This window comes from Endozoicomonas sp. 2B-B, from assembly GCF_053470045.1.
In genome coordinates, this window is record NZ_JBLZMU010000001.1 from 5,638,732 (window position 1) to 5,654,443 (window position 15,712).

General features: G+C 44.3%; 12 protein-coding genes. 1 reads left to right on the plus strand and 11 read right to left on the minus strand.

Features of this window, described 5'->3' with window-relative positions; translation table 11 throughout:
- Positions 1-2: 2 nt before the first annotated feature.
- Positions 3-1,181: an amino acid ABC transporter permease gene (locus ACOMHB_RS20850; RefSeq protein WP_448218054.1), complete on the minus strand. Its 1,179-nt coding sequence runs from the start codon at positions 1,179-1,181 to the stop codon at positions 3-5.
- Positions 1,182-1,330: 149 nt separating this feature from the next.
- Positions 1,331-2,356 (minus strand): amino acid ABC transporter substrate-binding protein, encoded by a 1,026-nt coding sequence (locus ACOMHB_RS20855; RefSeq protein WP_422135035.1) that lies wholly within the window; start codon positions 2,354-2,356, stop codon positions 1,331-1,333.
- A 250-nt stretch (positions 2,357-2,606) separates the two neighbouring features.
- On the opposite strand from ACOMHB_RS20855, the gene folE reads away from it, so the two are divergent.
- Positions 2,607-3,164, plus strand: coding sequence for a GTP cyclohydrolase I FolE (gene folE / locus ACOMHB_RS20860; protein ID WP_317145386.1), 558 nt, complete (start codon positions 2,607-2,609; stop codon positions 3,162-3,164).
- Positions 3,165-3,202: 38 nt separating this feature from the next.
- Here the strand turns inward: folE and ACOMHB_RS20865 are convergent, their stop codons facing one another.
- The 9 genes from ACOMHB_RS20865 to ACOMHB_RS20905 form a co-directional block, all read right to left on the minus strand.
- Entirely contained in the window at positions 3,203-4,744 is a 1,542-nt protein-coding gene (locus tag ACOMHB_RS20865; RefSeq protein WP_448218055.1) for an RING finger protein, read from the minus strand.
- Positions 4,728-4,964, minus strand: coding sequence for a hypothetical protein (locus ACOMHB_RS25755; protein ID WP_487247188.1), 237 nt, complete (start codon positions 4,962-4,964; stop codon positions 4,728-4,730). The genes ACOMHB_RS20865 and ACOMHB_RS25755 overlap by 17 nt, the downstream gene beginning before the upstream one ends.
- A gap of 19 nt (positions 4,965-4,983) precedes the next feature.
- Entirely contained in the window at positions 4,984-6,399 is a 1,416-nt protein-coding gene (locus ACOMHB_RS20875; protein WP_448218056.1) for an RING finger protein, read from the minus strand.
- Between the two features lie 159 nt (positions 6,400-6,558).
- Entirely contained in the window at positions 6,559-7,833 is a 1,275-nt protein-coding gene (locus tag ACOMHB_RS20880) for an RING finger protein (protein ID WP_448218057.1), read from the minus strand.
- Between the two features lie 305 nt (positions 7,834-8,138).
- On the minus strand, positions 8,139-9,560 hold the full coding sequence (locus ACOMHB_RS20885; RefSeq protein WP_448218058.1) for an RING finger protein: 1,422 nt from the start codon (positions 9,558-9,560) through the stop codon (positions 8,139-8,141).
- Positions 9,561-9,893: 333 nt separating this feature from the next.
- Positions 9,894-11,321, minus strand: coding sequence for an RING finger protein (locus tag ACOMHB_RS20890; RefSeq protein ID WP_448218059.1), 1,428 nt, complete (start codon positions 11,319-11,321; stop codon positions 9,894-9,896).
- A gap of 326 nt (positions 11,322-11,647) precedes the next feature.
- Positions 11,648-12,931: an RING finger protein gene (locus tag ACOMHB_RS20895; RefSeq protein ID WP_448218060.1), complete on the minus strand. Its 1,284-nt coding sequence runs from the start codon at positions 12,929-12,931 to the stop codon at positions 11,648-11,650.
- Between the two features lie 392 nt (positions 12,932-13,323).
- On the minus strand, positions 13,324-13,482 hold the full coding sequence (locus ACOMHB_RS20900; protein WP_448218061.1) for an RING-HC finger protein: 159 nt from the start codon (positions 13,480-13,482) through the stop codon (positions 13,324-13,326).
- Between the two features lie 749 nt (positions 13,483-14,231).
- Complete coding sequence (locus ACOMHB_RS20905; RefSeq protein ID WP_448218062.1) at positions 14,232-15,680, minus strand: RING finger protein; 1,449 nt, start codon at positions 15,678-15,680, stop codon at positions 14,232-14,234.
- Positions 15,681-15,712 lie beyond the last annotated feature (32 nt).

Here is a 15,712-nt window from a genome sequence, read left to right on the forward strand (position 1 = left end):
CCTTATCGCTCTACCAGCGATACCCAGCGGTTATACAAGTTCATTAACACGGAGACGGTCAGACTGATCGTGAGATAAACGGCCATGGTCATAGCAATCACCTCAACGGCCTGACCGGTCTGGTTCAGTGTGGTTCCCGCAAATACACTAACAAGATCCGGATAACCTATAGCCGTCGCCAGTGAAGAGTTCTTGATCAGGTTCAGATACTGATTGGTCAGGGGCGGAATAATCACCCGCATGGCCTGGGGAATCACCACCAGACTCAAAACTCTGCGGGGCTTGAGACCCAGAGCCGCAGCGGCTTCCTTCTGACCTTTGCTGACGGACTCAATACCAGAACGAACGACTTCAGCAATAAAAGCCGCAGTATAAATACTCAGAGCAAACCAGAGTGCAGCCAGTTCGGGGATTAAAACCAGACCACCAGAGAAATTAAAACCTTTTAATTCCGGTATCTCCCATTGCAACTGTGCATCTACCAGAAAGCTGGTCAGCAGTGGAATCAGCACAACGAATGAAGCCATTGCCAGCTTGATAAAAAGAATCGTTCGCCCGTTGTTTTCGCCATGTTGACGGTTAAACAACCATGGCCGCATAAAGAGTCTCAGCGTCAGAACAACAGCCAGACAAGCGACAAACACCCAGACAACGGTCACCATGCCAGCATTGAATTCGGGCCAGGGAAGAGAGATACCACGGACATTAAGAAAGACGGCATCAAACAGGCTGATGCTTTGACGGGGGTTGGGCAGAATGCCCAGAACCGCAAAGTACCAGAAGAAAATCTGCAGCAGCAGGGGAATATTCCGGAAAACCTCAATATAAATACTGGCCATTTTTGACAGCAGCCAGTTAGAGGAGAGGCGGGCGACACCGATCAGGAATCCAAGAACGGTGGCAAAGATAACGCCCAGCAATGAGACCAGCAGAGTATTGAGCAAACCCACCAGAAAGGTTCTGCCAAAAGTGTGGCTTTCGTCGTACTCCACCAGAGTTTGGATAATGCCAAAACCTGCGGATTGGGATAAAAAATCAAAACCGGTACTGATACCGCGATGCTCGAGATTCGACAGGGTATTGTTCACTACCCAGGCGACCATTGCCACGACGGCAAGGATCAACAGAACCTGAAAAAGAACAGCCCGCCAGACCGGGTCTCGCCAGAGTCTTACTAACATAGGGTGCCTTTTTTATTAGCCATGAAGAATCCTTTCATGACTTTACTTTTATTTTGCTAAAGGTATTTTGCCAGAGGTATTTGCTATAGGCATCTGATAGCAGAAGGCTGACAACCCTCTTTATTGGGGCTGTCGGCCTTTCAGAACTCTTAGCGGAAAGGAGGTGCGTAGAGAATACCGCCCTGGTTCCACTGGGCATTGAGGCCACGCTCAATCTTCAGAGGAGAGGATGCACCGATATTACGCTCAAAGACTTCACCGTAGTTACCCACTTGCTTCACTACCTGGTAAGCCCAGTCGTCCTTGAGGCCCATGCCTTTGCCTTTTGGACCTTCAATGCCCAACAAACGGCGAACGGAAGGATCGGTTGAGGACTTGCTCTTGTCGATATTGGCTGAAGTCAGACCCAGTTCTTCGGCATTGATCATAGCGAACAGAGACCACTTCACAATGTTGAACCATTGGTCATCACCCTGACGAACCAGTGGCCCCAGAGGCTCTTTCGAAATCACTTCGGGAAGAACGACAGCCTGATCCGGCTTGGACAGACGCAGTCTCAGGGCATAAAGCTGGGATTGGTCAGAAGTCAGGACATCACAACGACCTGAATCAAAACCTTTGGCCGTACCGTCGGAGGTATCAAAGACAACAGGCTGGTATTTCATGCCATTGGTGCGGAAATAATCGGCCAGGTTCAGCTCGGTAGTCGTACCGGACTGAATGCAGATCGCAGCACCATCCAGTTGTTTGGCACTGGTCACACCCAGCTCTTTTTTCACCAGAAAACCCTGACCATCGTAATAACTGACACCGGCAAAGTTGAGACCCAGCGATGCGTCACGGGTGAGTGTCCAGGTGGTATTACGGGAAAGCATGTCAATTTCACCAGACTGCAGAGCGGTAAAACGCTCTTTGGCGGTCAGGGGAATGAATTTAACCTTGGAGGCGTCACCCAGTACCGCAGCTGCTACGCCACGACAGACATCGACATCAATGCCGGACCACTTGCCTTTCTCATCAGGTGTCGCAAAACCCGGCAGACCGGTGTTTACACCACAACTCAGGTAACCTTTGCTTAACACGGTTTCCAGGGTACCGCTATCGGTCTCAGCCTGAGCACCGGTAGCTGCCAGCATAAGAACAGGTGCAACCCATTTTTTGAGTTTTCTTATCATAATCGATCCCGTTTGTTATTTTTTTACTACTTTACAGTAGGCATCTGATACTCGCTGTAACTTACCTAGATTGAGCAGAGCTGACAAGTCCGCCAACAAATAAATCTCTCAGAGACTCAAACCGTTCCACATGGCCCCCTTTATGTTAAACTCTGGCCAATTTTTTACATGAACTACCCATGAAGGACAGACAGTATCCGCCCCCTGCCCTCTTCATGCCACTACTTTTCATGTCACTATTGAGCGATCCATGACCGAACATCTGAGCGAACATTACAAAGCCATTCTCGAATCCCTGGGAGAAGATATTCACCGTGATGGCCTGAGAGAAACCCCGAAACGTGCCGCCAAGGCCATGCAGTTCCTGACACGCGGTTATGAGCAAAGCCTTGAGGATATTGTCAATAACGCGGTGTTCGAATCCGATATCAGCGAAATGGTGGTCGTCAGGGATATTGAACTCTACTCCATGTGCGAACACCACATGCTGCCCTTTATTGGCAAGTGCCACATTGGTTACATACCTGATGGCAAAGTGCTCGGCTTGTCCAAGTTCGCCCGCATTGTGGATATGTTTGCCCGTCGTCTACAGATCCAGGAAAACATGACCAGGCAGATTGCCGACGCAATTGTTGAAGCTACGGGTGCAAAAGGGGTGGGTGTTGTCATTGAAGCCAAACACATGTGTATGATGATGCGTGGTGTCGAAAAGCAGAACTCTTCCATGACCTCCTCTGTCATGCTGGGCCTGATGCGTGAAAACCAGCCTTCCCGTCAGGAATTCCTGCAGTTTATCCGTAACAAATAATCCGCTGTCGTATAAGGGAGCCTTAACGGCTCCCCTTTTCAGGGCCGTGGCACGAGGTATATATTCCTGTAAGATTGCGTTATTTTCCGACAAATGGGACACCCCCGCTGCTCCCGTACAAATCGTTCAGCACAAGTCTTGCACAAACCAGCGTGTCCACAAGGCTCTAGTGCCGTCATTTCATGCGGTGGTTCGAAACAAACTGGACATTTAGCGGTTTCACATGGAGCGCCCCCAACGGCTCCAGCTTCCTCCGTTAGAGTTTGGCTTGCTAATTCCTGTCGCAGCTGGGCTATCAGTTCATTTTGTTGTTGAATGACTACAGCCGGGTTTTGCTGCGCAGAATCTGGATCCTCACCAGAAGCCTCAAACTCAACTTCAAACTCCCTGCTGTCGCCTGAACCTCGAAAATAATTCGATAGATAGTCCAGAGTTTCTGACGATTCTGCCTGCACTGGCACAGAGGGTGTGGTGCAAATACCCATAATAGCCTCTGTAAACTCTTGCATACCCTCCATGGTAAACATGACCTGAGGTACAGGGCGTAAATGTCCAGAGGGGCAAAAACGAGCCAAGTTCCAGTAGATAGTAGCCATAATCTCGTAGGGTAAGTACCCTCGCAGCAATGCTTCCAGTGTCCCCGGCCATTCCCGCCCTGAGTTGATGCTGTGGAAAGCTGCTGATGCCATTGCAGTCAGACCAATTAGAAGTGCTATTTCCGTGTCGAATCCGGCTGCCATAAATTGACCGGCAATGCTGCTCGGTGAACTGTATTCATTAATATTTTCAGAAAGCCAACCAAGGAAAAATGCCCGATTGTAGGTTATTCCGGTATATCTCTTACGCAGCACGGTAAAATTGTTAGTAAAGTCATTGCCAGAAAGAAAATGAGGACCAAGAAAAGCCAGAAGCATCAGGACTAAATTGTTATTAAGTCCAACATGATTGGACTGACTTGCTCCCCAATCTGAAGAGAAATAATGAAAATAAGGATTTCTCCGGCCACCTCTCATTACAGACGAAAAAAAATGTTCAAAGAGGCTTTGTGCTATTGCTTTAATTAGCGCTTTCTTGTCAGGACTTTGTACATTGGTCTGATTTATATTTATAGCGAACATATAATGTATTAGTCTCAGCATTCTTTGAATGCGAGTTTTTTGATCATATCGATCGTTAGTCCTGTTCACATAATGAAAATAAAATCTGATCAGACGTCCAAAATCTTGCTCATCAACCTCGTAATTTCCGCTGATTTCAAATCGCTCATCTCCAGACAGGTCGTCAGAGGTTAAATTAAGTCCGACAAAACCAATGCGGATGTTTTCAAATGGGCTTTGATAAGCCTGCCTTTGTTGTTCGTTTAAAGGTGGATTTGTGTTTGCCTTACGATACCTGCGAAATTCTTCAAGGCCGTAGGTGTCGTTTGCCAGCACCTGCTGATAAAAAAACAAAAATACTGAAAACAAAAGTGTCTTTAAGGCACATCCTATGGTCATACTCTCACCTGCATTCGTTAAAACAGCTGCACAACTATTAATGAGCTTTACGTGAGCCCCCCTGAGCCTATTTATATAGGCCATGGAGACCCACAGAAAAAGCTGACCCGGATGTTGCCATTACAGCAATCACCTCAAGCCTGCTCTCGGGTGTATCCCGATGGAGAGAAAGCAGTGACTTTTTAGCCGGACAGAAGATGGGACAAACAGCGTTAGTCTGCTCCAGACATTGATCGTCAGTTGTCTTCTTGCAGGCATTGATCCATACAACTACTTCGTAGATTTGCTCCAGCGCATCAGGCAATCTGGCACTGTGCACACATTCAAGGAAGAGACATGTCGATAACTCTAATGACTGATAAGCTAGCTTCCCGACAAAAGGGACAGTCCCTCTGCTCGTTTATAATTCGCTCAGCACAATTCTTGCAAAAACCAGCATGCCCACAACTCTGTAACAGCATAATGTCTTCCAGTGGTGTGCGACATAGTGGGCATTTTTTGACTGCTCCTGAGGCTCCTCCAACTGCACCAGCTTCCCCCCTCTCGGACTGGATTGCTAATTCCCGTCGCAGTTCGGCTATCAGTTCATTTTGTTGTTGAATCACTTTTGACGCATCCTCATGCTCCGTATCTGTTTCCTCAATATGACCATCACTGTCCGAGCTCTCAGAAGAATCCACTGAGTGGCCCCGCCTTTCTGGCGGTGATGCAGGTGTGGGGTCAATACCCAAAATACTGTTTGTAAACTCATGCATACCATTCACGGTAAACATAACGATAGGTACTGGATACGATCGTCCAGCGTGGCAATGAATGACTATATTTCTGTAGACAACATCCAGAAGTTCGTATGGCAAGTAACTTATCAGCAAGGTTTCCAGGGTCTCTTGCCATTCCCTTCCTGAATTAATGCGCTGGATAGCCGCTGATGCCATTGCAGTTAATCCGATTAAAAGTGCTGTTCCTGCGTCCAATTCAGCTGTATCTAATTGATTGGCAAGACTTTGCGGAGAATGATATTCATTGATATTTACAGAAAGTAATTCACGTTCAAATGCATGATAGTAGCTTGTTCTGGTGTAGCTGTTATGCAGCACTTTAAAGTGGTCATATAATTGATTCTGTAAAAGAAAGTGGGGACCAAGAAAAGTCATCAGAAATAAATCTTTATTAACATTGTCATAACTGTAATGATTCGCTGTGAATTCAAAATCATAATAATGGAAATAATGTTCACTCCCGTCATTTATACTTTCCGACAAAAAGTTTTTCTCAAAGAGGCTTTCTGCTATTGCATTTATTCTTCGTTTATCTTCGGGGTTTTTCCCATTGGTCCTGTTTATATTTATAGTGAATATAAAATTCATTAGTCTCAGCATTTTTTGAATGCGAAGTTTTCGAGATTGTTCAGTCGCGTTTACATAATCAAAATAAAAGTTATTCAAACGATTAAAGTCTTGCTCAGAAATCTCGTAATCATCACAGATTTCCAGTCGCTCATCTCCCGATACAGTGTCAGAAGCTAAATTAAGCCTGACAAAACCAATACGAATGTTTTCAAGAGGGGGTATGGCGGGCTGACCTGTGCAACTTTGTTGTTTTTCTGAAGGCGGTTTCCAGTTTTTCTTTTGATGCTGCCGGAATTCTTCAAGGTCATAGGTGTCGTTTGCCAGCCCCTGCTGATAAAAAAACAAAAATACTGAAAACACAAGCATCTTTAAGGCACATTCTATGGTCATACTTCCACCTGAATTCCTTGAAACAGCTGCCATCCGATCTCGACAAATAGCGTGGTCTGAACCCCGCTCGAACGCTTTCTCTTGATAATGGGTACAAACTGACTCTATCGTTCCCATGGAGTCAGAGTATCAGGCAATAAACTTGCACTGCATACACATTCAATGAGGGGGCATTAAGAATATCTTTCTGAATGATTCCGGTTCTTTCCGACAAACAGGACATCCCCTCTGTTCCCGAACAAATCGCTCAGCACAAACCCTGCATAAACCCGCGTGTCCACAAGTTTCTAATAACGTTATTTCTTGCAGTGGTTCGAAACAAACCGGACATTCTATGACTTTTTCTGGGGCTCCTCCCACTGCACCGGCTTCCTCCGCTCTGTGTTGGCTTGCTATTTCCTGTCGTAGTTGGGCTATCAGTTCATTTTGTTGCTGAATGACTATTGACTGATCCTGATGCCCGGAATCCAACGCCTCACCAGGCTCCTCAACCTCATTGTCTGAATCCAGTGAATAATCCGATTGATAGTCCAGGCTTTCTGACGATGATGCCGATGATATCGCAGGTTCAGGGTTAATAGCCAAAATACTATGCGTAAAATCTTGCCTGCCACTCAAGGTGTACATAACCGTGGGGACAGGGAAGATGCGTCCGTTGTGGCAAAGGCTGGCTAAATTATTGTAGATAGTGGCCAGAAGTTCGTCTGGTAAGTGACACATCAACAAGGTTTCCAGTGCCTCTGGCCATCTCTGTCCTGAATACAGGCACCGGGAAGCGGCTGGTGCCATTGCGGTTAAGCCAATTAGAAGTGCTGTCTCTGTGTCCAGTGCGGCTGCAGTCAATTGATTGGCAATGCTTTGCGGAGAATTATATTCATTGACATCTCCAGCAAGCAGCTCACAGGAGAATGCTCGACCGTAGCTTTTTTTGGTATAGCGTCTTTGAAGCACGCTAAACCATTCAGACAAGTCATACCGAGAAAGATAATGGGGACCAAGAAAAGCAAGAAACATCAAGATTAAACCGTTATTAACACCGGCATTATAAGACCTATCGTCTGCTGGAACTGAATGAAAATAAAGGAAATAAGGATTCCTTCGGCCGTTTACATTGTCAGATAAAAACAATTGCTCAAAGAGGCTTTTTGCCATTGTAGTTATTAATTCTTTCTCTTCCGGGCTTTGTCCCATGAACGTATTCATATTGATATCGAACATACGGTGTATGAGTCTCAGTGCCGTTAGAATATGTGTTTTTCGATAGTTAGGATCACCTATGTTCATATAGTTAAAAAAAAAGTTTAGCAGTCGTTGAAAGTCTTGCTCAGAAACCTCGTAATTTTCACAGATTTCCAGTCGCACATCTCCAAACAAATCGTCAGATTCTAAATTAAGCCTGACAAAGCCAATGCGGATGTTTTCAAGTGGGCCCATGACAGGCTGGCCTGATTGCCTCTGTTTTTTCTTTGAAGGTGGTTTCCAGTTTGTTTTTTGGTACTCGCGAAATCTTTCAAGATCATAACTATCATTTGCCATCAACTGGTGAGAAAAAAACAACAACATTGAAAACAAAAGTGTCTTTAAGGAACATGGTCTTACCATACTTTCACCTGTATTCGTTATAACAGCTGCACTGCTATTAATGAGTTTTGTATGAGCGTCCCTGGCAACTACTTATGGTCATAATGACCAATAAGAAAAGCTTATTCTGATGCAGCCGGGGAGATGACAACCCATTTTCAATGAAAAGACATATCCAAAAGCCTTTTGTATGATTCCGATTTTACCCGACAAAAGGGACAGCCGGTCTGCTCCCGTATAATTCGCTCAATACAAATCTGGCACAAACCAGCGTGTTCACAACTTTTAAAACCCATTACTTCTTGCAGTGGCTCGTGACAAACTCCACATTTTTTGGTGACTCCTGCTGCTCCTCCAATTGCACCCGCTTCCTCCGTTGCAGTTTGGCTTGCCAACTCACTTCGTAACTGGGCTATCAGTTCATTTTGTTGTTGAATGACTATTGATTGATCCTGATGCTCAGGATCCGATTCCTCAAGAAAAAACTCAGTCTCTGAACTCTCAGAATAATCCAATCGATTGTCCGGGCTTTCTGACGATAATGCGTGGGGGTCAATACCTATAATACTGTATGTAAACTCTTGCATACCGCCCGCTGTAAACATAACCATAGGTATAGTGTACGATGACACAGGATGACAATGTTCGTCTATATTGCTGTAGATAACGGCCAAAAGTTCGTCTGGCAAGTGTCTTCGTAACAAAGCTTCCAGTGTCTCATGCCATTCCAGTCCTAAATGCATGTGCCGAAAAGCTGATGCTGCCATTGCAGTCAAACCGATTAAAAGTGCTATACCTGCGTCCAATTCAGCTGCTTTTAATTGATTGGCAAGACTTTGCGGAGAGTCATATTCATTGATATTTTCAGAAAGCAATTCACGGTCGAATGCTTGCTCGCAGCTTTTATCGGCATAGCTATTATGAAGTACGTCAAAGTAAGCATATAAGTCATTCTGAAAAAGAAAGTGGGGCCCAAGAAAAGCAAGATACATCAGGACTAAATCATTATTAACACCGAGAAAATTCGACTGATTTTCTGTCGAATCCGGATAGAAATAATGGAAATAAGGATTGATTCTGTCGTTTACCCTGACAGACAAAAACTTTTTTTCAAAAAGTCTTGTTGCTTTTGCATTTGCCAACGGTTTCTTTTCCGGGCTTTGTTTATTGATCATATTTATGTTCATAGCGAATATACGACTCAACAGTCTAAGTACTCTTTGAATGCGATCTTTTCGATGCTGAAGCTCACCCATATTCACATAATCAAAATAAAAGTTGTTCAGCCGATTAAAGTCTTGCTCATCAACTTCGTAATCTTCACAGATTTCCAGCCGCCTATCTCCAGATACATCGTCAGATTCCAGATCGAGTCTTACATAACCAATACGGATGTTTTCAAGTGTGCTCACTGCGGGTTGACCTGTAAGCCTTTGTTGTTTTTTTGAAGGCGGCTGGCAGTTTGTCATATGATGCTGGCGAAATTCTTCAAGGTTATAGGTATCATTTGCCACCCCCTGCTGATAAAAAAACAAAAACACTAAAAACAAAAGCGTCTTTAAGGCGCATAGCATGGCCATACTTTCTCCTTCACTGATTGAAACAGATGTACCACTACCAATAATGAGCCTTGTGTGAGCGTCCTCGGCACATATTTATACTGGCTACGGAGAGCAATAGAAAAAGCTGATCCGGATGTTACCATTGACGCTAATCATGTGTAGTCTAGCCTCTGATGTATCCCGATGGGGAGAAAGAACTGACTTTTTTGGCTGAACAAAAAGAACGTTCAGATAACCCTGCCCTGTTCCAGACATTATTTGTCAGCTGTCTTCTTTAAGGCATTAATCCTTACAAGTACTTCGTCGATGTGCTTCAAAGCGCCAGGCAATAGACCGGCACTGTTCACACATTCAGGGTAAAGACATGTCGAGAATCTTCATGCATGACAAGGGTACGTTCCGACAAAAAGGACATTCCCTCTCCTCACGTATGAGTCGCTCAGCACAATTCCTGCAAAAACCAGCGTGTCCACAACTATGTAACGCTACAAGGTCTGTCAGGCGGTCGGTACAAAGTGGGCATTTTTTGGTTTCTGCTGAGGCTCCCCCGACAGCACCCGCTTCCTCCGTTGCGGATTGGCTTGCCAATTCCTGTCGAAGTTGGCCTATCAGTTCATTTTGTTGCTGAACGACGATTGACTGATCCTCGAAATCCGATTCCTCAAGAGAAGAATCACTGTCTGAAAGCTCATGATAATCCACTAAAAATTCCAGACTTTCTAACGATGCTGCCTCCGATAAAGGCACGGGGTTAATACCCACAATGCTGTGTGTAAATATTTGCATACCATACACGGAGTACATAAGCGCAGGTTCAGGGCGTGAGTTTCCAGAGCGGCAATGCCTGGCTATATTGCTGTAGACAATCGACAGAAGCTCGAACGGCAAGCATCTTATCAATACGGTTTCCAGTGTTTGCAGCAATTCCAGTCCTGAATTCATGCGCTGGAAAGCGGCTGATGCCATTGTAGTTAAACCGATTAGAAGCGCTGTGCCTGCGTCCAATCCGGCTGCATTTAATTGACTGGCAAGGCTTTCTGGAGAATGATACTCATCGATATTTTCTGAAAGCAATGCACAATCAAATGCTTGATTGCAGCTTACTCCGGTATATATGTTTTGCAATATCCTAATGCTGGTATACAAGCCAATCTTGGAAAGAAAGTGAGGCCCAAGAAAAGCAAGAAACATCAGGGCCAGACCGTTGTCAACATCAGCATAACTGGATGAATATACGTTCGGAGCTATATAGAAATAATTCAAATATGGATTGGTTCTGCCATTTACGTTGACAGACATAAACAGTTGATCAAAAAGGCTTTTTGCCATTGCATTGATTAACACTTGCTCTGCTCGACTTTGAACAGTAAATCTATTTATATTAATAGCGAATATACGATGTATAAGTCTCAATACACTTTGAATGCGAACTTTTCGACGTTGAGGTTCACCCATATTCACATAATCAAAATAAAAGCTCTCCAGACGTTTAAAGTCTTGCTCAGCAACCTCGTAATTTTCAAAAATTTCCAGTCGCTCATCTCCAGATACATCGTCAGAAGCTAAATTAAGCCTTACAAAGCCAAGACGCATGTTTTCAAGTGGTTTCATGGCCGGTTGACCTGTACTGTTTTGTTGTTTTTCCGAAGGCTGTTTCCCGTTTGTCTTTTTATGATGGCGATATTCTTCAAGGTTGTAAGTATCGTTTGCCAGGCTCTGCTGAAAAAAAAACAAAAATACTAAAAACAAAAGTATCCTTAAGGCGCATAGCATGGTCATATTTTCACCTTCACTCGTTGAAGCTGTACTACTGTTAACGTTCTTTTTGTGAGTTCCCAGGCACATATTTACACAGGCTATGAAGAGCAATTGAAAAAGCGGATCCGGATGTTGCCATTGACAACAATCACATGCAGTCTAGTCCCCAATGTATCCCGATGGGGAGAAAAAACTGGCCTTTTTAGCTGAACAAAAAGAACGTTCAGATAACCCTGCCCTGTTCCAGACGTTACTTGACAGTTGTCTTCTTTCAGGCATAGATTCTTATAAGTACTTCGTCGATGTGTTTCAAAACATCAGGCAATAGACTGGTGCTGTGCAGAGATTCAGCGTAAAGACATGTCGAGAATCTTCATGTATGACAAGGGCACGCTCCGACAAAAGGGACATTCCCTCTCCTCACGTATGAGTCGCTCAACACAATTCTTGCAAAAACCAGCGTGTCCACAGCTTTGTAACGCTATAACGTTTGTCAAGCGGTCGGTACAAAGTGGACATTTTTTGGTTTCTGCTGAGGCACCTCCAACAGCACCCGCTTCCTCCTTTTCAGTTTGGTTTGCTAATTCTTGCCTCAGCTCGGCTATCAGTTCATTTTGTTGTTGAACGACTATTGACAGATCCTGATCCCCTGAATCCGAATCATCAACAGAACCCTCGCTGTCTGAACCTTCATTATCTGAAAGCACAATATAATCCACGAGAAAGTTCAGACTTTCTGCCGATGATGCCAATAATAATGTAGATGTAGGGTCAAAACCCAAAATACTGTTTGTAAACTCTTGCATGCTATATAAGGTATACATAACCCCAGGTACAGGGCACGAGCGTCCAGGGCGGCAATGGCAGGCTATATTGCTGTAGATAATGGGCAGAAGCTCGAATGGCGAGCATCTTATCAACAAGTTTTCCAGTGTCTCCTGCGATTCCAGTTCTGAATTCATGCGCTGAAAAGCAGCTGATGCCATTGCAGTTAAACCGATTAGAAGCGCTGTTCCTGCGTCCAGCCCAGCTGCATTTAATTGATTGGCAAGGCTTTGCGGAGAATTATATTCATTGATATTTTCACAGAGCAGCGCACTGTCGAATGCTTGATCGAAGCTTTGCCCGGTATATATGCCAGCCAACATAACAAAGCTGGTAAAAAGTTGTTCCTTGTAAAGAAAGTGAGGACCAAGAAAAGCAAGAACTATCAGAACCAGATCGTTATTAACATCAGCATAATCAGACAGAGGGGCCTCCGGAATTGAATAGAAATAATTGAAATAAGGATTGCTTTTGCCATTTATGTTGACAGTCGAAAAAAACTGTTCAAAAAGGCTTTGTGCCGTTGTAATGATTATCTTTTTCTCTTCCCGGCTTTGTTCATTGGTCATATTTATATTCATAGCGAATATACGATGTAATAGTCTCAGCATTCTTTGAATGCGAACTTTTCGATATTGAGGATCACCCATTTCCACATAATCGAAATAAAAGTTGTGCAGACGTTTAAAGTCTTGCTCAGCAACCTCGTAATTTTCACAAATTTGCAGTCGCTCATCTCCAGACACATCGTCAGAGACTAAATTAAGCTTGACAAAACCTATGCGGATATTTTCAATAGGGCTCATGCCGAGCTGACCCGTGCATTTTTGTTGCTCTTTTGAAAGCTCTTTCCAGTTTTTTATTTGATGATCGCGAAATTTTTCAAGGCGATAGGTGTCGTTTGCCAGCCCCTGCTGATAAAAAAAAACACTGAAAACAAAAGCGTTTTTAAGGCAAATGATATGGCCATACTTTCACCTGCATTCGTCAAAACAGCTGCACTACTATTAATGATCTTTCTGTGATCTTCCTTAGCACATACTTTTATAGGACATGGAAAGCAATAGAAAAAGCTGATCCGGATATTGCCATTAACACCCATCTCCTGAAGCCTTGTCTCGGGTGTACCCCACTGGGGAGAAGAGTGCCGATCCCACTCATCCGGAAGGAGAAGCATCAGACTGGCACTGTGCCACGTTCAAGGAAAAGACATGTCGATAACCCTTATGAATGATGAGGGCTTTTCCCGACAAAAGGGACAGTGCCTCTGTTCATCTATGATTCGCTTAGCACAATCTTTGCAAAAACCAGCGTGTCCACAACGTGCCAACAACAGGTTCCTCACTAGAACCTTCACTGTCTGAATCCTCAGAATAAAACGTTATGTAATGTAAAAACCTTATATGGCGGCTTTCTGACGATGATGCAGGTGTGAGGTCAATACCCAAAATACTCTGTGTAAACTCCTGGATACTGCTCACTGTCGACATAACCCCAGGTACAGGGCGCGAGGGAGGGAGGGAGGCAATGGCGGGCTATATTTTTGTAGACAATAGGCAGAAAACCGAATGGAAGGTATTTTAACAACACGGTTTCCAGTTTTTCTTTTGATGATGACGAAATTCCTCAAGTCCGTAGGTATCGTTTGCCAGCCCCTGCTGATAAAAAACAAAAATAGTGAAAACAAAAACGTCTTTAAGGCACATGGTAGGGTCATACTTTAACCTGCATTCGTTAACAGAGCTTGCGACCGTTAATGAGCTTTGCATCAGCATCCTTTGGCACACATGTATATAAGTACCTAACCAGTTGGTTTCGCATATTCTGGACGGCGGCTTTTTCCATCCTTCTGCGTTCCAACTCTGGTTGCGTAGCTATGGCTACGCGCCCGTCGTTGCGCCTTGAAGGATGAAAAAATCCACTCGCCAGAATATGCGAAACCAACTGGCCAGGTAATTAGTCTACAGAGACCCATAGAAAAAGCTGATCTGGATGTTGCCATTGATACCAGTCACCTGCAGCCTGGTCTCAGGTGTATATGCCGGGGAAAAGTGCTGACCGCACTGAACAGGAAGGAGAAGCATCAGACTGGCACTGCGCGTACATTCAAGGTAAAGACATCTCAGGAGCCTTCATGTATGACAAGGGTACGTTCCGACAAAAGAGACATTCGCTCTGCTCATATATAAGTCGATCAGCACAAGTATTGCAAAAGCCGGAGTCTTCACAACAATCTAACACGATAATATCTGTCAGTGGGTCGGCACAAAGTGGACATTTTTTGGTTCCTGCCGAGGCTCCTCCGACAGCACCCGTTTCCTCCGTAGCAGGTTGGTCTGCTGATTCCTCCCGTAGTTCGGTTATCAGTTCATTTTGTTGCTTTATGACTATTAGCTGATCCTGATGCTCAGAATGCGGCTCCCCGTCAGGGTCCTCAGCCTGATTGTCTGAACCCTGAGAATAATCCGATTGACAGTCCGGACTTTGAGAAGATTCTGCTTGCAATAATGCAGACTCAGCCGTGTCGTCAATACCCAAAATAACCTGTGTAAACTCTTGCATACCCTCTACGGTAAACATGACCTCAGGTACAGGCCATGAACGTCCTGCAGGAAAAAGGCCAACCAAACTCCAGTAGACAGTGCCCAGAATCTCGCAGGGTAAGTATCTTTGCAACAAAGTTTCCAGTGTCTCTGGCCATTCCTGCCCTGAGTTGAGGCTCTGGAAAGCTGCTGATGCCATTGCAGTTAAACCAATTAGAAGTGCTGTTTCTGTGTCCAATCCGGCTGCAGTGAAATAACTGGCAATGCTATGTGGAGAATTTTCATTGATATTTTCATAAAGCGATCCACGGGATAATGCCCGATCGTAGCTTTTTTCAGTATAACTGTTACGCAGCACGGTAAAGTAGTTATCAAAATCATTGCTGAAAAGAAAATGAGGACCAAGAAAAGTCAGAAGCATCAGGACTAAACCATTATTTAAACCGACATAGTCGGACTGACTTGCTAGCGAATCTAAAGAGAAATAATGGAAATAAGGATTTTTCCCGCCATTTCTCATTTCAGAAGAAAAAAAACATTCGAAGAGGCTTTGTGCTGCAACTCTGATTAGCTCTTTTTTGTCAGGGCTTGCTCCATTGATCTGGTTTATATTTATAGCGAATATATGATGTATCAGTCTCAGTACTCTTTGAGTGCGCATTTTTCGATCATTTTGAGTATCAGTACTGTTCACATAGTTAAAATAAAAGTTGACCAGAAGCCTAAAGTCTTGCTCAGTAACCTCGTAATTTTCACAGATTTCCAGTCGGCCATCTCCAGATACATCGTCAGATTCCATATTAAGTCTGACAAAACCAATACAGATGTTTTCAAGTGGACTCATGGCGGGTTGACCTGTGCAACTTTGTTGTTCTTTTGAAAGCGGTTTCCAGTTTTTCATTTGATACTTGCGAAACTCTTCAAGATCATAGGTGTCATTTGCCAGCCCCTGCTGATAAAAAAACAAAATTACTGAAAACAAAAGCGTCTTTAAGGCATATTGTGGGATCATACTTTAACCTGCACTCGTTAAAAAAGCTTCCT

Excerpts from the sequence above, each read along its gene's own strand:
- ACOMHB_RS20905 (WP_448218062.1), bottom strand. The coding sequence starts at position 15,680 with ATGATCCCACAATATGCCTTAAAGACGCTTTTGTTTTCAGTAATTTTG.
- ACOMHB_RS20885 (WP_448218058.1), bottom strand. The coding sequence starts at position 9,560 with ATGGCCATGCTATGCGCCTTAAAGACGCTTTTGTTTTTAGTGTTTTTG.
- ACOMHB_RS20875 (WP_448218056.1), bottom strand. The coding sequence starts at position 6,399 with ATGACCATAGAATGTGCCTTAAAGATGCTTGTGTTTTCAGTATTTTTG.
- ACOMHB_RS20890 (WP_448218059.1), bottom strand. The coding sequence starts at position 11,321 with ATGACCATGCTATGCGCCTTAAGGATACTTTTGTTTTTAGTATTTTTG.
- folE (WP_317145386.1), top strand. The coding sequence starts at position 2,607 with ATGACCGAACATCTGAGCGAACATTACAAAGCCATTCTCGAATCCCTG.
- ACOMHB_RS20865 (WP_448218055.1), bottom strand. The coding sequence starts at position 4,744 with ATGGCCTATATAAATAGGCTCAGGGGGGCTCACGTAAAGCTCATTAAT.
- ACOMHB_RS20850 (WP_448218054.1), bottom strand. The coding sequence starts at position 1,181 with ATGTTAGTAAGACTCTGGCGAGACCCGGTCTGGCGGGCTGTTCTTTTT.
- ACOMHB_RS20895 (WP_448218060.1), bottom strand. The coding sequence starts at position 12,931 with ATGAGCCCTATTGAAAATATCCGCATAGGTTTTGTCAAGCTTAATTTA.
- ACOMHB_RS20855 (WP_422135035.1), bottom strand. The coding sequence starts at position 2,356 with ATGATAAGAAAACTCAAAAAATGGGTTGCACCTGTTCTTATGCTGGCA.
- ACOMHB_RS20880 (WP_448218057.1), bottom strand. The coding sequence starts at position 7,833 with ATGGGCCCACTTGAAAACATCCGCATTGGCTTTGTCAGGCTTAATTTA.